This window comes from Acinetobacter sp. ANC 4805 (assembly GCF_022549495.1).
Taxonomy (GTDB): domain Bacteria; phylum Pseudomonadota; class Gammaproteobacteria; order Pseudomonadales; family Moraxellaceae; genus Acinetobacter.
This window is the reverse complement of record NZ_JAKZGD010000005.1, coordinates 243,883-260,591: the sequence shown is the minus strand read 5'-3', so window position 1 is coordinate 260,591 and position 16,709 is coordinate 243,883. Positions and strand designations below refer to the sequence as shown.

The 16,709-nt window shown below is 38.4% G+C and carries 21 protein-coding genes; 11 read left to right on the top strand and 10 right to left on the bottom strand.

Features of this window, described 5'->3' with window-relative positions:
* Positions 1-181: 181 nt before the first annotated feature.
* A complete protein-coding gene (locus MMP60_RS09110; RefSeq protein ID WP_241335964.1) occupies positions 182-1,069 on the bottom strand; it encodes a TonB family protein in 888 nt (295 codons plus the stop codon).
* A 288-nt stretch (positions 1,070-1,357) separates the two neighbouring features.
* Here MMP60_RS09110 and MMP60_RS09105 point away from each other — a divergent pair, with 288 nt between their 5' ends.
* From MMP60_RS09105 to msrA, 7 genes are all read left to right on the top strand, one after another.
* Positions 1,358-2,038, top strand: a complete 681-nt coding sequence (locus tag MMP60_RS09105; RefSeq protein WP_241335963.1) for a hypothetical protein — start codon at positions 1,358-1,360, stop codon at positions 2,036-2,038.
* Positions 2,039-2,236: 198 nt separating this feature from the next.
* Positions 2,237-2,941, top strand: a complete 705-nt coding sequence (locus MMP60_RS09100) for a DUF3108 domain-containing protein (protein WP_241335962.1) — start codon at positions 2,237-2,239, stop codon at positions 2,939-2,941.
* An 88-nt stretch (positions 2,942-3,029) separates the two neighbouring features.
* Positions 3,030-3,605 carry a xanthine phosphoribosyltransferase gene (locus MMP60_RS09095; protein WP_087537283.1) on the top strand — a complete coding sequence of 192 codons (576 nt, stop codon included), beginning with the start codon at positions 3,030-3,032 and terminating at the stop codon, positions 3,603-3,605.
* A gap of 193 nt (positions 3,606-3,798) precedes the next feature.
* Positions 3,799-4,641, top strand: coding sequence for a thymidylate synthase (gene thyA, locus MMP60_RS09090; RefSeq protein ID WP_241335961.1), 843 nt, complete (start codon positions 3,799-3,801; stop codon positions 4,639-4,641).
* Positions 4,642-4,662: 21 nt separating this feature from the next.
* Complete coding sequence (locus MMP60_RS09085; protein WP_241335960.1) at positions 4,663-5,172, top strand: dihydrofolate reductase; 510 nt, start codon at positions 4,663-4,665, stop codon at positions 5,170-5,172.
* 18 nt (positions 5,173-5,190) lie between these two features.
* On the top strand, positions 5,191-6,246 hold the full coding sequence (locus tag MMP60_RS09080) for a DUF4105 domain-containing protein (RefSeq protein ID WP_241335959.1): 1,056 nt from the start codon (positions 5,191-5,193) through the stop codon (positions 6,244-6,246).
* A 345-nt stretch (positions 6,247-6,591) separates the two neighbouring features.
* A complete protein-coding gene (gene msrA / locus MMP60_RS09075; RefSeq protein ID WP_241335958.1) occupies positions 6,592-7,116 on the top strand; it encodes a peptide-methionine (S)-S-oxide reductase MsrA in 525 nt (174 codons plus the stop codon).
* A 52-nt stretch (positions 7,117-7,168) separates the two neighbouring features.
* Here the strand turns inward: msrA and MMP60_RS09070 are convergent, their stop codons facing one another.
* The 5 genes from MMP60_RS09070 to MMP60_RS09050 all read right to left on the bottom strand — a co-directional run bounded on the left by MMP60_RS09070 (position 7,169) and on the right by MMP60_RS09050 (position 10,893).
* A complete protein-coding gene (locus tag MMP60_RS09070; RefSeq protein ID WP_241335957.1) occupies positions 7,169-7,573 on the bottom strand; it encodes a biopolymer transporter ExbD in 405 nt (134 codons plus the stop codon).
* Between the two features lies 1 nt (position 7,574).
* Positions 7,575-8,195, bottom strand: a complete 621-nt coding sequence (locus tag MMP60_RS09065; protein WP_241335956.1) for a MotA/TolQ/ExbB proton channel family protein — start codon at positions 8,193-8,195, stop codon at positions 7,575-7,577.
* Positions 8,196-8,237: 42 nt separating this feature from the next.
* The gene (locus tag MMP60_RS09060; protein WP_241335955.1) at positions 8,238-8,996 is read right to left on the bottom strand and encodes a TonB family protein; all 759 of its coding nucleotides are present in this window, start codon (positions 8,994-8,996) and stop codon (positions 8,238-8,240) included.
* Positions 8,997-9,242: 246 nt separating this feature from the next.
* Positions 9,243-10,106, bottom strand: coding sequence for a formyltetrahydrofolate deformylase (gene purU, locus MMP60_RS09055; protein WP_241335954.1), 864 nt, complete (start codon positions 10,104-10,106; stop codon positions 9,243-9,245).
* Between the two features lie 85 nt (positions 10,107-10,191).
* Positions 10,192-10,893 carry a TetR/AcrR family transcriptional regulator gene (locus MMP60_RS09050; protein WP_241335953.1) on the bottom strand — a complete coding sequence of 234 codons (702 nt, stop codon included), beginning with the start codon at positions 10,891-10,893 and terminating at the stop codon, positions 10,192-10,194.
* Between the two features lie 120 nt (positions 10,894-11,013).
* Between MMP60_RS09050 and MMP60_RS09045 the strand changes: the two genes are divergently transcribed.
* From MMP60_RS09045 to MMP60_RS09030, 4 genes are all read left to right on the top strand, one after another.
* A complete protein-coding gene (locus MMP60_RS09045; protein WP_241335952.1) occupies positions 11,014-12,468 on the top strand; it encodes a coniferyl aldehyde dehydrogenase in 1,455 nt (484 codons plus the stop codon).
* A 168-nt stretch (positions 12,469-12,636) separates the two neighbouring features.
* Positions 12,637-12,873: a 50S ribosomal protein L28 gene (gene rpmB / locus MMP60_RS09040; protein WP_004649871.1), complete on the top strand. Its 237-nt coding sequence runs from the start codon at positions 12,637-12,639 to the stop codon at positions 12,871-12,873.
* 12 nt (positions 12,874-12,885) lie between these two features.
* Positions 12,886-13,041 carry a 50S ribosomal protein L33 gene (rpmG, locus tag MMP60_RS09035; RefSeq protein WP_003654787.1) on the top strand — a complete coding sequence of 52 codons (156 nt, stop codon included), beginning with the start codon at positions 12,886-12,888 and terminating at the stop codon, positions 13,039-13,041.
* Positions 13,042-13,332: 291 nt separating this feature from the next.
* Positions 13,333-15,048 carry a cation:proton antiporter gene (locus tag MMP60_RS09030; RefSeq protein WP_241335951.1) on the top strand — a complete coding sequence of 572 codons (1,716 nt, stop codon included), beginning with the start codon at positions 13,333-13,335 and terminating at the stop codon, positions 15,046-15,048.
* Between the two features lie 71 nt (positions 15,049-15,119).
* Here the strand turns inward: MMP60_RS09030 and MMP60_RS09025 are convergent, their stop codons facing one another.
* From MMP60_RS09025 to MMP60_RS09010, 4 genes are all read right to left on the bottom strand, one after another.
* Positions 15,120-15,398, bottom strand: coding sequence for a hypothetical protein (locus MMP60_RS09025; RefSeq protein ID WP_018677336.1), 279 nt, complete (start codon positions 15,396-15,398; stop codon positions 15,120-15,122).
* Between the two features lie 112 nt (positions 15,399-15,510).
* Positions 15,511-16,014: a DUF6586 family protein gene (locus MMP60_RS09020; protein WP_241335950.1), complete on the bottom strand. Its 504-nt coding sequence runs from the start codon at positions 16,012-16,014 to the stop codon at positions 15,511-15,513.
* 73 nt (positions 16,015-16,087) lie between these two features.
* Positions 16,088-16,447, bottom strand: a complete 360-nt coding sequence (locus tag MMP60_RS09015) for an ASCH domain-containing protein (RefSeq protein WP_241335949.1) — start codon at positions 16,445-16,447, stop codon at positions 16,088-16,090.
* 6 nt (positions 16,448-16,453) lie between these two features.
* Entirely contained in the window at positions 16,454-16,699 is a 246-nt protein-coding gene (locus MMP60_RS09010; protein WP_241335948.1) for an RNA-binding protein, read from the bottom strand.
* Between the last annotated feature and the right edge of the window lie 10 nt (positions 16,700-16,709).

Sequence of the window (16,709 nt, the reverse complement as noted above, 5' to 3'; positions counted from 1 at the left end):
AATACACTGCGAATGATAATCATTTTTATTATTATTTCAAATTTATTAAGGTTAATTTAATTATCTGTTTTTATTTAATTAAAAATAGATTTAAAATTTACAAAAATTAATAATTTGATTTTTATGAAATTTTTAATTAATTTTTTATGATCACAAATTTCTATCAAGCCGATACATAAATTCAATGTACCTCGAACTCGGCATCTACAGGGTCAAAACGCCATGTACGAATAATACGTAGCTCAGAAATATCTTTTTTCATACTAGCATCGAATGCTCCAAATGGTGCACCACGGCGAACCGATGCTTTTGCAGCTTCATCTAAAACTGCATACCCAGAACTATCAATTAAACGAATTGCACGGATTCCACCTTCTGTATTCAAAATCACCATCAAACGAACTTCACCCGCTAGGCGTTGTTGCTTTGCTTCATCTGGATAATAACGGTTACCATATAATTCCACTTTCTGACGAAACTTGTCGAGATAAGCTGCAGATGCATCCTGTTTTGCCTGAATTCCATCGACAGTTTTAATCCGTTGTTTACGGCTAAAGTTTTGCTGCCGCTGTAAATATTGTGCTTCTAAGCTTGCGACCATCGCAGCTTTTGCCTGAAATTGACTTTGTAACTCATCTAAAGTTTTTTTACGTTCACTTTGTTCCGCTTGTTTTTGCCAACTTAGAATCGTCATTAAGACTTTTTCTTCAAATTTTAATTCTCGCTTTTGCTGAATTTTTTCTAAGCTTTCTAACTCAGACTCCCCTGTTGTCGCATCTGCTTTCATCGGTGCAGGCATATCACTCGACATACGATGTGCTTCACGAAAATCACCCGAACCTTTTTGATCAGCTTGTGCTAAAAAATCTGCATCTTTGACCTTATCTTGGCTTGGACGAACCGTGACAGCGATTTCTTTGGTTGAGGTATCTGTCGGTGACGGCATTGCAAACTGAATTGCGAGCAAAGCACCATGTAGAAGCATCGCTAAAGTAACGGCCCCAACAAAAATTGGATCTTGCCACCAATAAGGAGACTGTCCTGAACGAAAATTTATTTTATTCCACATGGCATTCAAGCGACAAAAATGTCTTATCCCCAACAGCAACCGCCGTATAAAACCAAACTAATATTCACAATCCTAAAAAAATGTGATCCACTTACAGTCACAGTGTTTGCATAGCATCATTTTATGAAAATGTAGCAATTAATTTTGCTACACTGCAAGTCAGAAATTTACTTTTTATTTTTTAGCTAATACAAAGATCGTGGTATTGCAGTTGAGTGTGTTGATATTTCAATCATCTATGAAGCATCAATAAACCCTACGATCAATTCACTTTCTGGAACAACTTTTATGCAAACGCTAATTTCATCCGTTGTTAAACGTCTACGTAAAGTTTACCAAAAAGCCGAAGAATTTATTGAAGAAGAAAGAGAGTTTGCACTTTCACAAGTTTTTGTCAATGCAACAATCGAACGTTATGTCACAGAGAAAGTGAAGATCATTCAAGATCTTCATGCCGATCTGTACGATGGATGGCTACGTTTATATGCCACCATTGATGTGAAAGGTTTACATACCACCTTGTCTGTTGACTTAAAACTTATTCAGATGGAAATGAATAAAGATGTGCAACTCATGGTATTTGAACAAATTAGCAACACCCAAGTGATTGAAGCAAAATTCAAAAACATTTTCCAAAAATGGGGCTTCTATATTGCGATTTGGTACTATCAAAAATTTCGTGATGAAGACCCACTTGGTAAAATTTTAGAACATTTTGAAGTTGTTTCAGTCCAAGATGAATTACTTTATTTGGATTTAAATCGCTGGTTTAAAAAGAAAGCAAGTATTATTGAAACACTAAGTAAAGTTCATGTGAACCGCGCGAGAGTTCGCCCTGCTGAGTTAATTGTTTGGGGCAATGTCAATTTAGCTGCTATTTTGTACCCACCGAATGACGATGACTTTGATGAAGATGGATTAGAGGACACAGAAGTTACGCCAATTCAGCAAAAAGATGTGAGAAAATAATCAAATGACATCTGTGTGGCATGAGCTGTTCCAGTGCATGCCGCTAAAATAAATATCTCCATGATACATACGAAAAATTAACAAGCATTTAATAAAAAACCTGATTTTTTCTTCATAATCTACAGGCATAATAACGACAAATCGTAATGATAAAGAGTGATTTCGTTATCTGTAATCATTCCAAGGATATATACTGTGATGACAAAGAAATTATTGAACGTAGTTGGTATTACTTCAGCTGCCATTCTAAGTGTGAGCTTATCTAGTCACGCATTAGCCATGGCACCATTTCAAGCAAGCTATCAATTTAGCTACAATAATAAAAACCTTGGTTCTGCAACACGCACACTTTCTCAACAAGGTAATAGCTGGACTTATCAATTCATTGCTAAAGCAGGCGGAATTGCGTCTGCTTCTGAAACTAGCTACTTTAGTTTTGCGGATAATAAGATTACATCACAAAAATTTAGCCGTAGCAGCAAAATCTTAATTCACAACAACACCATGAGTATTAACTTTAATCCAAGCAGTAAAGTTGTGAATACCAAAAAAGATGACACTGCCCGTTCATTTGCATGGCAAGCAGGTGCCTTAGATGAACTCAATGCCGAATTACAGATCCGTGAAGATTTAAAAAATAACTCTTTAAGAACTAAATATTTAATTGCTGATGCAAAAGCCTTAGATGAGCGTCGCTTTGTCAAACAAGGTACGGAAACCATCAAAACCAATTATGGGACTTTCAGCACCATTAAAGTGGTCATGCAACATGATCGACCTGAACGTAATACTGTATTTTGGTTAGCACCAAAACTCGATTACCTACCTGTCAAAATGGCACATAATGATGGTAAATCGTCTTATGGCTTATTATTAACAGGCTATTCAGGCAAGACCAACTAACCATTTGGTCAATTTTAACTTGCAATTTTTTAGATGCTTTTTAAAATATGCCTTTGCTTGAATAAGCATCCGTTTAGAGGATTCTCCCGTGTACGCTTTAGAACAGAAAATCTTAAATGAAGGTATCGTTCTATCTGATCAGGTTTTGAAAGTCGATGCTTTCTTAAATCATCAAATTGACCCTGTGTTAATGCAACAGATTGGTAAAGAGTTTGCTGCCCGCTTTAAAGATGCTGGTATTACCAAAATTATTACCATCGAAGCTTCAGGGATCGCACCTGCGATCATGACAGGTTTAGAACTCGGTGTTCCTGTGATTTTTGCTCGAAAATACCAGTCATTAACGCTCAAAGATGATCTTTACCGTTCTAAAGTGTTCTCGTTCACCAAACAAACTGAAAGCACCATTGCGATTTCAAACAAGCACATCAATTCAAGTGATAAAGCACTCGTGATTGATGATTTCTTGGCAAATGGTCAAGCAGCATTAGGTTTAATCGACTTGATTCATCAGGCAAATGCCGAAGTTGTCGGTGTGGGCATTGTGATTGAAAAATCATTCCAACCTGGTCGTGATGTATTACTTGAAAAAGGCTATCGTGTTGAATCTTTAGCACGTGTTGAGTCTTTAACTGATGGCAAAGTTATTTTTGTCACAGAATAAGATTGAGTACGATTTAAAAGAGCGTTTCTAAGCGCTCTTTTTTTACGATTTAGGCATCGAAATATCAGACATCAGTGCCATATAATCGGAATAATCAAGTATCATTCCATACCCAGCAAACGAAACTGGTTTCAGTTAGCTCAAATCGCCTGACTGCTTCGATACAAGTTCACAAAAGATTTTAGAGAAAGTTATGCGCACTTACTTAGACCTCTTACAACATATCCTCGACAATGGCGGTGACAAAGGTGACCGTACTGGCACAGGTACACGTTCAGTATTTGGTCATCAAATGCGCTTTGATCTTGCTAAAGGCTTTCCACTATTAACAACAAAGAAAGTACACTTCCGCTCTATCGTGATTGAACTATTATGGTTTCTCAAAGGGGATACCAACGTTCAATATCTCAAAGACAATAAAGTCAGCATTTGGGATGAATGGGCAACCGCAGAACAAACTGCACGTTTTGGTCGCCCTGAGGGTGAACTTGGTCCTGTTTATGGACATCAATGGCGCAACTTTGGCGCAACCCAAAATGAAGATGGTAGCTATCAGCAAAATGGTTTTGATCAAATCCAATGGCTTATAAATGAAATCAAGACCAATCCAAATTCACGTCGTTTGATCGTTTCAGGTTGGAACCCAAATGAAGCAGGGAAAGTGGCTTTACCACCGTGTCATACCTTGTTCCAATTCTTTGTACAAGACAACAAACTATCATGCCAGTTGTATCAGCGTAGTGCTGACGTGTTCTTAGGTGTGCCCTTCAATATCGCTAGCTATGCACTACTTACGCATATGGTTGCTCAAGTTTGTGGTTTAGGTGTTGGGGACTTTGTTTGGACGGGTGGTGATACTCATTTATATACCAACCACTTTGAGCAAGCACAATTACAACTTACGCGTGAGCCTCTGCCTTTGTGTCAATTAAAGCTCAATCCTGAGATCACCGATATTTTCGATTTTAAATTTGAAGATATTGATATTGTCGGTTATGAGTCACACCCTGCAATCAAAGCACCCGTCGCAGTTTAAATAGATCAGAGAGAATATAAAATGGCATGGCAAGGTCTTGAAGTTGTACACGTTGTAGCAATGGATAAAGATAACTGTATTGGCAAAGGCAATGCTTTGCCGTGGCATATCTCCGCTGATCTCAAACACTTTAAGGCAATTACCCAAGGTGGCGTTGTCATCATGGGGCGTAAAACCTTAGAGTCAATGGGACGCGCACTTCCAAATCGTGTGAATTGGGTCATCACGCGTGATGTTGAATGGCAATTTGAGGGCGTTAAAGTAGCACATAGCATTGAAGATGCTTTGACACATGCACTTACAGACGTACAACACTCTGAAAAAGCATCTTTATTTATTATTGGGGGTGGAGAGATTTTTACTCAAACCCTTGCGATTGCCGATCGTCTTGAATTAACGCATGTTGATTTAGATGTACAAGGCGATGCACATTATCCAAAAATCTCTGAGGATTTTCATAAAGTAAACTCAGAACAACACGTTGATGAAAAATCAAATATAGCCTTCGAGTTTGCGACCTACCAAAAATAAAATGGATCGCACGTCATCATGCATAATATTGGGTCACGTGAGTTTTTACTTGCTCTAGGCATTGGACTGTTACACAGTTGCTTTGCCTTATTTGTGATCCTCTCAAGTATATGGTTATGCCTTGCCTTATGGATTCAACAGCCTCTTGGAATAATCTTTAGCCGAACCATCATCATACTTTGGGGATTGTTTGCACTCAGCTTGCTTGGTGTTTATGTCAGTGGACATATTTTTAGCCGCCGCACTGATCTTTTAATTTACGGTATAGCTTTTGCCTGCTCTCTGGTTTGGTATTTTTCCTTAGAAGCGCGACAAGATCGCGATTGGAATCCCGAAGTCGCTGAGCAACTTTCTTATCAAAAGCAAGGTGACTTGGTACAACTCCATAATGTGCGTCATTTTAATTGGCATAAGAACGGCAGTTATGACATTCACTGGGAAAATCGTACGATCGACCTGAATAAAATTACAGGGGTCAATGTCATCACCTCCTATTGGATGGGACCTCAGATTGCGCATACCTTAGTCAGTTTTGATTTCTCAGATCAAAAGCCTTTGGTTTTTTCTATCGAAATTCGTAAAGAAAATGGTGAGGAATTCTCTGCTATTGGTGGCTTCTTCCGTAAATATGAACTTAGCTTAGTGGCTTCTGATGAAAAAGATCTGATTTATACGCGAAGCAATATCCGCAATGAACAAGTTTATTTATTTCCAATCAGAATGCCTCAAACCGAACGTAAAGCCCTATTCATAGAATATCTCCATCAAGCAGATGAATTACGTGCTGAAGCAAAATGGTATAACACGCTGACAAGTAACTGTACGACATTGGTTTTTGACATGATCCAAGCGATCAATCCACAAACCTTACCTAAAGATTATCGTTTATTAGCTTCGGGTTATTTACCCAACTATTTATATGATTTAAAAGCACTTAATCAAAATTATAGTATGAAAGAGTGGTATCAATTAGCGCAGATTAATACTCGTGCTAAAAAATATGAACAGCAAGACAATCAATCCAGTGAATACTTTTCGAAAATCATTCGACTTGGATTGCCAAAAGCTGATTAACAGCCCCCTTTTTAACAAAACCATACTCAATCTCCTTATCTAGTTCATCTTGATCGATTTAAATCAAGATAGATCAACGGGGGTATCACTGTACATCACAAATCGTCAGAGCCTAATCAGACAAAGGGCATTTATGAAAATAGGATAGGATAAGCTGATAGAAAATAGACTTATGTTTGCAAATCAAGCTAATGATATTCTTATGAATTTCATGATATACACTTGATCACTTCATTGATTTTATATCATAAAAAGTGAAGGAGTCTGATTCATCATGGGCTTTTACTTTTGGGTGACTTCGTATACTTTAGTAGTATTCTTAGAATTAAAAAATTGGGGAATTTCATGCAACAAGCATTACTCGGTGGTGGTTGTTTTTGGTGCGTAGAAGCGGTCTTTCTACAACTCAAAGGTGTCGACAAAGTTGTGAGTGGCTATGCAGGCGGTATTGTACAAAATCCAAATTATGAACAAGTCTGTCAAGGTAATACACAACATGCTGAGGTGGTATTAATTGACTTTGATGAACAGCAAATTAGTTTTATACAACTCTTAAATGTATTCTTTGCGACACATGACCCAACGACGTTAAACCGTCAAGGGAATGATATAGGTACTCAATACCGTTCTGTTATTTATTATTTTAATGATGAACAAAAGCAACAAGCTGAACACATTATCCAAGATTTAGATGATGAAAATTTAACTATTGTCACAGAACTAAGCCCTGCTCCAATTTTTTATCCTGCAGAAGAATACCACCAGAATTTTTATGCACGTAATCCATCGCAAGGTTACTGCAATTTTAGCATTCCCCCGAAACTGTCAAAATTACGTTCTAAATATCTAGAATTGCTGAAATCTGAATAAGCATAAAAAAAGCAACTCTCAATTGAGTTGCTTTTTTTCACATCAAACAGTCTTAGTTTTCACTGACAAATGCAATATCACTCAGACCTGCTTCGCTTGCACGAGACATTACTTGTGCAACCGTATCATATTTTGATTCTTTATCTGCACGTAACTGCACAGTTGGTTTTGTCTCTGCGTGTCCTGCTTCTTGGAAACGCTTCTGCAACTCATCTAAGCTAATGATTTGCGCATCCCACGCAACTTCACCCTTATCATTAATACTAATGGTAATTGCTTTAGGTGGTGGCTCAACAATCTCTGCTGTTGTTTTTGGTAAAGCTAATGGAATTGATGGGTTAGCAACCGTTGCTGTGACTAAAAAGATAATCATCAATACCAACATAATATCGATCAGAGGAATGAGATTCATCTCATTCATGCCACTGTCGTGGTCTTCACCCAATTGAAAGCCCATCTTAAGCTTGACCTCCAACTAAACTTTGTTGAGTCGCTTTAGTTTCAGTCTTTACTGTTGTTTCTTGCTGCAACATTGTATCAATTAACAAACTATGTGCTTGGTCTTGTAGGTCATGTGCTAGCCCACGATTGAAACGTACACAAATGTTGTAAGCCAGTACCGCTGGAATCGCAACAGATAAACCTAAACCAGTCATGATCAATGCCTCACCAACGGGTGTTGCAACTTGAGCTAAACCCGCCTGACCACTTGTACCTACCGCAACCAATGCATGGAAAATACCCCAAACCGTACCAAATAAACCCACAAATGGCGCAAGTGAAGCAATCGTTCCAAGAACAGAAACACCTTTTTCTGCTTGAGATTTTTCTGCCGAAATTTGACGAAGCAATGCTTGTTCTGCAACAGCTTTACGTTGTTCAAAAGTCAAAGGTTGCAGTTTAGATTTAAGCGTAGCCAAAGCTTGAACAAGTTGAGCATAAGCCTGTTGTTTTAATTGGCGTGTTCCTAATAGACGCAGAATAAAAATCGTCCACGTTGCAATCGACATTGCTAAAAGGATGAAATACAGCGTTTTACTTACTGCATCTGCATGTTGCCAATAAACTGAAAAGTTCATATACGAACTCCTGATTTAATCTGTCACTAGGACGCAAATTTATTAAGGATTAAACTCAAACGGCTGCTCTGTTTTGATTGGATAAGCAATACCATTTTCCATATACGGTTTAAATTTCGAACTTCGTATCGCACGCAAAGTTTTTTCATCAATATTAGGCAAACCACTACTACGTGTAATACGTACATTCGTGATTTTTCCTTTCTCATCAGCCTCAATATACACACTAATTAAACGAGTTTGATTCTCTAAATCTTTAGGTGTAAATGATACTTTTGGAGATCGACTCCACTGAATACCTGACCCACCGATTGAAACTCGTTTCGGTGATGGATCCGCAGCTGGTTGAGCTTTAGGAACTTCTGGAACTTGTTGCGGTTTATCAGATACTTTTTCAGTCACAGTCGTACTAACAACTTTAGTTTCAACTTTAGACTCAACCTTAGGCTCCGTTTTCTGAACGATTTGTTTCGGTACTTCAGTTTTTACCTGTTGTACTTTTTCAACTTTTTTTGGCGGTGGAGGTAACTGCTTTTCAACGATTTTAACCTCTTTCACTTCCTTTTTAGGTTCAGGCTTCGGTTTTTCCTTCGGCTTAGGTAATTCTGGTTTAGGTGGTTCTTTAATTTTAACGAACTTGACCTTAAGTGGTTCTTTCTCAATTGGTTTCAACTTAATCGGTTTCATGTGGTTAAGTGTCCACAAAACGCCTACGTGTCCAATCACAACCGCAACTAAGGCAGTGATGATTTTATTTTTCATCGAGTGTGGCATGTTGAATATCGCAGGAGATTGACTCATAAGAATCTAAGTACCTATATAGATGATGACGCCTTTACAAAGTAAAAAACGATTTCACGCATCGGATAGAACAATAAAAGTGGCATAATAATAAATGAGAAGTGTTTTCATTTGCAACTGGTTTTTTGTGAATGATGCACAACAAATTGATAAATATACATTTAATAAAATAAAATGTTATAACATAACAATTTTAACATAAAAAAAGCATGCGAATCAGCATGCTTTTAGAAAATTTAGTTTTAGTTAGAAAACAACGGTTTTATTGCCATCAACAATAATACGATCTTCCAAATGCCATTTGACCGCACGTGCCAATACGTTACGCTCAACATCTTCACCTAACTCACGTAACTGCTCTACATTATAATCATGGCTGACACGTTCAACATCTTGCTCAATGATTGGACCTTGATCCAAATCAGCAGTGACATAATGCGCTGTTGCGCCAATTAACTTCACCCCTTTCTCATAGGCTTGCTTATATGGATTTGCACCAACGAAAGCAGGTAAAAATGAATGGTGAATATTGATAATCTTCATTTCCCACTGCGCAACAAAATCTTCACTCAGAATCTGCATATAACGCGCTAAGATCAATAAATCATTGCCTTGCATCATGTCATTAATTTGTGCATAAGCTTCGACCTTATTGTCTTTATTCACAGGCACAACATGGAATGGAATACCAAAGTTTTCAACAGACTCACGTAACGCTTCATGGTTTGAAATTACTTGAGTAATTTCACATGGCAATGAACCACGTGCATGACGCCATAAAAGCTCTAATAAAGCATGATCCACTTTAGAAACGAGGATACCTACTTTCTTTAGTTCACCAACAAAAGTCAATTTCCATTGCATTTCATAACGTTCAGCAACATTGGCAGCAAATGTTTGCATCAATGCTTCTTTACGAGAATGTAAATGATCAAGTTCAAACTCAACACGCATAAAATAACGCCCGCCTTGAGCTTCTGTTGCGTACTGATCAAGTGCGGTAATATTTGCTCCCTGATGATACAAAAAGCTCGATACAGCTTGCACGATTCCAGGCTTGTCTTCGCAAGTAATCAGTAATCGTGCGGTATGGGCGGTCGTCGTGTTCATGTGGTTAATATCACTTATTCGAATCAAAATTAAAATCAAGCCGAGCATTCTAGCTCTTTTTTGCTTGTGACTAAATACCTATCACTTATTCATCACTATCATTTTTCAGATTAGATAAACTCGCAAATAAGTCAGATGGGCCTAAAGACTTTAATAATTGTTCATACGTTTGACGACTTTCACCCATTAAATACGGGCCTTCCAAGAACACCATTTGTCGTAAAGCTTGCCATACCCATTTTTCTTCCAAATGGTTGTTATCACTGATATGACCTGACATATACAAAAAGTTAGTCCAGTTGGTGAGTACAATCCACAAGTTGATAATCAACGCTTCAATTTCCGAATCGGTCATTTTCATCAAACCAGCATCCACAAAGGCACGATAAATTTTTTGCCCTTGTTGCATCACTTGTCCCGCAAACCGCGGATAAATCTTTCTAAAATCTTCATTATTTTCAACAAGGTGATAAACATCACGATGAATAAACCGATAAGCCCACAATTGATTGCTTAACACTTGAAAATAGCTAATTTTATCATTGGCATTCAATGGACGATCTGTCGGCAATGCCAACATTTCCAAAGTCTCTGCCTGATATTGCTGAGCCAATTCTTTAATAATTTCTTGTTTATTTCGAAAATGATAATACAAATTGCCAGGACTAATACCAAGTTCAGCCGCAATGTGATTGGTTGTTACTGAACGTTCGCCACGCTCATTAAACAACTGCAAACTGATTTGCAAAATTCGATCTTTCGTTTTGTTCGGTTTAATGTGCGACATTGATTTTAACCATCTATAACATTATCAATAGGTTATAAAGCAAACCTATAAAGTGACTTGACACTTTAGAGTATTTACTCTAAAAATTAAAAAATAATAAGCTTTTTTTGGTCCACTCCTATGAACAGTCAAACAAAAACAACCGCGATGACACCTCATGCTGATGTGAAACGGTTACAAGATTTGCTTGAACAGCAACAAGCAGCGTACCAACGCCATCCAGTTCCAAGCGCCAAAGAACGTATTGAGCGCTTAGCTCGACTTAAAAATGTCTTGGTAAAATATCAAGATCAATTTGCTAACGCAATTAGTCAAGATTATGGCAATCGCGCCATTATGGAAACCAAAATTGGTGAAGTTTTAACGTGTTTAGAACATATCAAATACTATAGCAAGAACTTAACTGAGTGGATGAAGCCCTCTAAGCGCCATATCAGTATGTTACACCAACCTGCAAAAGGCTGGGTACAATATCAACCATTAGGTGTCATCGGAGTCATTGCTCCGTGGAACTATCCATTATTGCTCTCTGTTGGCCCACTGATCTGCGCATTAGCTGCGGGTAATCATGCCATGATCAAGATTTCGAGTGCATCTTCTCAGTTTGGTGCTGTATTGGAAAATGCACTTGCTGAAGTGTTCCCTCAGGAACTGGTTACGGTTGTCAATGGTGGTGGCGCAATTTCAGATGCATTCAGCCACTTAGCATTCGATAAATTAATTTTTACAGGTTCAACGTCTGTCGGCAAAACCGTTATGGCAGCAGCAGCACAGAACTTAGTTCCTGTCATTTTAGAGTTAGGGGGTAAATCACCTGCTCTCGTACATTCAGCAATGAACATTCGTGATGTAGCACAACGTATTGCTGTCGGTAAACTTTGGAATGCAGGGCAAACTTGTGTTGCGCCAGACTATATGTTTATTCCGAAGGGTAAAACAGCAGAATTCACCAAGCATTACAATGACTTTGTCAACACAATGTATCCAACCCTACGTGATAACAAAGACTACACGTCAATTGTGAACGATAAACAATACAATCGCTTACAAGGCTATTTAGAAGATGCACGTGAGCAAGGTGCAACGATTGTAGAGTTAAATACCAAAAAAGAATCATTAACTGAAGTTCGTAAAATTGCGCCAACCTTACTTACAGGCGTGACCACTGAAATGGAAATTATGAAGAATGAGATCTTTGGTCCGATTCTTCCTATTTTAGAATATGAACATATTGAAGATGCTATTCAGTTCATTAATAGTCGACCACGCCCACTGGCATTCTACTATTTTGATATTGACATGGCTCGTGCTGATTATGTTGCAGGACGTACCCATTCAGGGCATTTTGGTATTAACCAAACCCTCACCCATGTAGCGCAAGATGATCTACCATTTGGTGGAATTGGCGCATCAGGTATGGGTAAATATCATGGTAAAGAAGGCTTCTTCAGCTTCTCTCATGAACGTTCTATGATGTCAAACCCTGTGAGCCCTAAACTCTACAGTTTAAAATTCATTCTACCACCGTACAACAAACCAACACATAAACTGCTTTTGAAAACACTATTCCGCTAAGCTGATCAAGGCATGATCTATCACACCAGATCATGTCCTGTTTTTACCAAATTCGCTTGTCTTTTAATCGTATTTTTGGTATAAAACGCCCCTTGAATGATTTCATCCGTTTACTTGAATGGCTAGTTGCACGAATTAGTGCTATATGAACTAGCAATGGAGTTCACCATGTCTAAGGTTTGCCAAGTTACCGGCAAGCGTCCAATCGTTGGTAACAACGTATCGCACGCAAACAACAAAACCAAACGCCGGTTCGAGCCGAACCTGCACCACCACCGTTTTTGGTTAGAAAGCGAAAAGCGTTTTGTACGTCTTCGTTTAACCACTAAAGGTATGCGTATTATTGATAAATTGGGTATCGAGAAAGTTGTTGCTGATCTCCGTGCTCAAGGTCAAAAGATCTAAGGAGTCTGAACAATGCGTGATAAAATCCGTCTCGTTTCTACAGCTGGTACAGGTTATTTCTATACCACTACTAAGAACAAACGTACTATGCCGGAAAAAATGGAAATCAAAAAATTTGATCCAAAAATCCGTCAACACGTAATCTTCAAAGAAGCTAAAATTAAATAATTTTAGTTCTTTAAAAAAAGCGACTTCTCATGAAGTCGTTTTTTTTGCTTTAAAATTTTCTTTTTATACTCATCCATTCAACTTTTATTAAATCCCCTAGAAATTTTTAAAGGAAAGAATCCCCCTCTTTTCTAACAAAAGATGAGGGAAAATTTTTTATAATTTTTTTTGATCATTAAAAAAATTGTCATCAACAAATTCGATTTTAGTTGTTACAATTTATTCGATTTTCTCTTGGCATATTTTATGCTGATTTATTTGTACCTTAACCGCAATGTTTAAGGAGTTTCGATGCCTCATGATGTTAATTTAATTATATTACTTGCTGTTGGTTTTGGTATGGCGCTAGTTTTTGGCTATATCGCAGCACGTTTACGCCTACCACCATTAATCGGATATTTGATTGCTGGTATTATTATAAGTCCCAATACACCGGGTATCGTAGTCGATATACATCTTGCCAACCAACTCGCCGAGCTTGGGGTCATGTTTTTAATGTTTGGCGTAGGGATGCATTTTTCCCTCAATGATCTATTACAAGTCCGCCGTATTGCGTTACCAGGTGCAATTCTACAAATCGCCGTCGCAACTTTACTTGGTATCGGTGTGTCTATGTTTTGGGGCTGGAGTTTTGGTTCAGCACTCATTTTTGGTTTAAGTCTTTCTTGTGCCAGTACTGTGGTCTTACTTAAAGCCTTAGGCGATCGCGGTCTACTCGACTCTGTAAATGGTAAAATTGCTGTGGGTTGGCTGTTAGTTGAAGACCTCGTTATGGTCTTGGTCTTGGTGCTGTTACCTGCAACAGCTGTTTTACTTGGCGGACATCCATTAGCGGGGGCAGACCCATCTCAAAATATTTGGATCACTATTGGACTGACATTACTGAAAGTGACAGGCTTTATTGCCTTTATGCTGATTATTGGTAAACGTCTCATACCGATGATTATGCAACGTGTTGCTCGTTTAGGTTCACGCGAGTTATTCACGCTCACAGTCGTTGCGTCAGCTGTTTCGGTTGCTTATGGTTCTTATGCTGTTTTCGGTGTTTCTATGGCACTAGGTGCATTCTTTGCAGGGATGGTGGTGAAGGAATCTGATTTTAGTCATAGAGCAGAAGAAGAGACGCTTTCATTACGTGAAATTTTCTCGATCTTATTTTTTGTTTCAGTCGGGATGCTATTCGATCCAAAAATTTTAGTGGAACAGCCCTTACATATTCTAGCCGTTGTTGCCATTATTATGATTGGTAAAACTTTAGCCGCCATGGCTTTGGTTTTATTCTTCCGCTATCCAATTAATACGGCATTAACTGTCGGTGCAAGTTTGGCACAAATTGGAGAGTTCTCATTTATTCTAGCAACACTCGGTTTATCACTTGGCTTGCTCACCCAAGATGCGCAGAATCTGATTCTTGCAGGTGCATTATTTTCAATTACACTGAATTCATTCGTTTTCTCTGCCATTGAACCAGCTCAGCGCTGGATACGTGAACGCTCACATTTAGCTCGCTTATTAGAGCGTAGTGGCGACCCGCTTGCTATGCTTCCTGATGAAGTCGATCAAGCTTATTTACGTGATCAGGTGGTGATTATTGGTTATGGTGGCGTAGGGCGACGCATTAGTGAAAACCTAATGCAACAGAATATCAAAGTAGTGATTGCTGAAGAAAATCGTGAAATCGTTGAAAAACTGCGTGAACAAGGAATAGCTGCCGTAAGTGGTGAAGCAACAGAACCTTATGTATTGATTCAAGCCCATATTCAGCATGCACGCTTATTGGTTATTTCCCCTATGGATATTTTAGATATTCATCGTATTGTCGATATTGCAAAGCAATTGAATCCTGAGATTCAGGTCTTGATCTGTGCTGAAAGCAAGGAAGAAGCTGCTGTCATTCGTAATGAAAATATCGGTGAAGTCTTCTATGCAAAAGAAGAAATGGCAAAGAATATGAGTCATCATATCCTGAGTCAAATCGAACTTGCTCATCAAAGCACGTCACATTAGTATTTACTGCTTAATCATATAAAAAACGCACCCTTAGGTGCGTTTATATCAAACTATCTATTCCAATTCTTTTAACTAAAATGCTGTGGCTGCTCATCAATCACTTCTGCTTGAAGCTGATTCATCTGTTTTTCCAACAAGCCAAATAAAGCAGCTTGAATCATATGCTGTGCAACGGCTGGTGTCTGATCACCTAAGATCTTTTTTACATCTTCACTAAACTGGATTTTGACCAAAGGTTCTGCTTCAGACCCCGCATTACGCAAAGCAAGTTCACCGCCTTCGAGTTGCACCAACTCAAGAACTGCTTCTTGACTACCAAATAACTCTTTTAACTGTTGCATTGACATACAATTACTCCATGTTTCTACATGGTGGCAAAGCACTGCTGTACTTTGCAATCTCACGTCTTATTTATATAGGTACTATTTACTCATATTTCAAGTCTATGTTTTATTCGACTTAAAACTCAACCATTTCATTACGGAAACCGTCAATCAGATGAGTTAACTCTCGATGCCATTCACGTAAAATTTTCGCATCAGGCAACCATGCTTGTGGGCTTTGAGTCACTTTAATAATCAGATTAGATGAGGTCTCATTTTCTGGTTCTGGTGCAGTTGGTTCTGGTGCATATTGACATAAACGATACGCACGTTTTAATTCTGCAATAAATCCATCTTTAGCCAATTGCTGCAATACAGCGACTTCTGGCGAAACTTGCCCTTTGTCCGCCATCTGTTCTTCAATCGACTTAAACGTCGGTTGCAAATCATTTAAACGATAATAGCGTACCAATTCTTGTAGGAACGCTAAAATTGCTCCATGTAAATGAAATACGGCTGACTCACGATGTGCCTGTGCTTGTTGAATATGTTCAGTTTGCTCAGCTTGTTGACATGCAAGTCGGGCAAAATACAATTTTTGATTGGTACGATCAGCATGGTAGCGAGCAACACGAGACATAAGAAATCCCTATTTTCATTTCATTTAAATCAGGACTGATTGTAAAGCGAATTGATGCTGAAACAAATAGTACTCATAACATCAATTCAATACGATAAAGTTTACGCTTTGCTATTGTATCGAGTGGTTGGGCGAAAGGACGGACATTACTGATGACCCAAGCAAAATATCCTTCAGCCCAATAAGAAGCACAAGCAATCTCCACTTCATGTGCTTGCCAAGGACGTACCGCCTCGATATCAATCAAAGCAACCGCCCTACCCATTTCTTCATCACCATCCTTTGTTAAAAAATTCAAATTTTCAACAATGACCAGATTTTTCAGTGGCAAAGTTTCAGGCTGCCAAGAACGAATTTCCAGTGTTTTCGATCCTTGTAAAATTCGCTCAGCATTCGGTGCAACAATCGATAAAGCTTGATATTGCTTTAACACGGGGAGTTAAGTTTGATCTTCCGCAATTTTTACACGAATGCCATTACCTTTTACTTTCAAAGTATTCAAACCCTTAACAGCCTTAATCGCTTCACGTGGATTAGACATTTCAACAAAACCAAAACCTTTTGATTTTCCAGTTTTAGCATCCTTCACTACAACACAAGAATCCACTTTTCCATACGCTTTAAATAAGTCGAGGACTTCTGCATCTGTAACCAAACGATCTATATTACGAACTAAAATTTTCATGCTAAAACCC

Coding starts and splice junctions, on each gene's coding strand:
- MMP60_RS09110 (WP_241335964.1), bottom strand. CDS start 1,069: ATGTGGAATAAAATAAATTTTCGTTCAGGACAGTCTCCTTATTGGTGG.
- MMP60_RS09105 (WP_241335963.1), top strand. CDS start 1,358: ATGCAAACGCTAATTTCATCCGTTGTTAAACGTCTACGTAAAGTTTAC.
- MMP60_RS09100 (WP_241335962.1), top strand. CDS start 2,237: ATGACAAAGAAATTATTGAACGTAGTTGGTATTACTTCAGCTGCCATT.
- thyA (WP_241335961.1), top strand. CDS start 3,799: ATGCGCACTTACTTAGACCTCTTACAACATATCCTCGACAATGGCGGT.
- MMP60_RS09085 (WP_241335960.1), top strand. CDS start 4,663: ATGGCATGGCAAGGTCTTGAAGTTGTACACGTTGTAGCAATGGATAAA.
- MMP60_RS09080 (WP_241335959.1), top strand. CDS start 5,191: ATGCATAATATTGGGTCACGTGAGTTTTTACTTGCTCTAGGCATTGGA.
- msrA (WP_241335958.1), top strand. CDS start 6,592: ATGCAACAAGCATTACTCGGTGGTGGTTGTTTTTGGTGCGTAGAAGCG.
- MMP60_RS09070 (WP_241335957.1), bottom strand. CDS start 7,573: ATGGGCTTTCAATTGGGTGAAGACCACGACAGTGGCATGAATGAGATG.
- MMP60_RS09065 (WP_241335956.1), bottom strand. CDS start 8,195: ATGAACTTTTCAGTTTATTGGCAACATGCAGATGCAGTAAGTAAAACG.
- MMP60_RS09060 (WP_241335955.1), bottom strand. CDS start 8,996: ATGAGTCAATCTCCTGCGATATTCAACATGCCACACTCGATGAAAAAT.
- purU (WP_241335954.1), bottom strand. CDS start 10,106: ATGAACACGACGACCGCCCATACCGCACGATTACTGATTACTTGCGAA.
- MMP60_RS09050 (WP_241335953.1), bottom strand. CDS start 10,893: ATGTCGCACATTAAACCGAACAAAACGAAAGATCGAATTTTGCAAATC.
- MMP60_RS09045 (WP_241335952.1), top strand. CDS start 11,014: ATGAACAGTCAAACAAAAACAACCGCGATGACACCTCATGCTGATGTG.
- rpmB (WP_004649871.1), top strand. CDS start 12,637: ATGTCTAAGGTTTGCCAAGTTACCGGCAAGCGTCCAATCGTTGGTAAC.
- rpmG (WP_003654787.1), top strand. CDS start 12,886: ATGCGTGATAAAATCCGTCTCGTTTCTACAGCTGGTACAGGTTATTTC.
- MMP60_RS09030 (WP_241335951.1), top strand. CDS start 13,333: ATGCCTCATGATGTTAATTTAATTATATTACTTGCTGTTGGTTTTGGT.
- MMP60_RS09025 (WP_018677336.1), bottom strand. CDS start 15,398: ATGTCAATGCAACAGTTAAAAGAGTTATTTGGTAGTCAAGAAGCAGTT.
- MMP60_RS09020 (WP_241335950.1), bottom strand. CDS start 16,014: ATGTCTCGTGTTGCTCGCTACCATGCTGATCGTACCAATCAAAAATTG.
- MMP60_RS09010 (WP_241335948.1), bottom strand. CDS start 16,699: ATGAAAATTTTAGTTCGTAATATAGATCGTTTGGTTACAGATGCAGAA.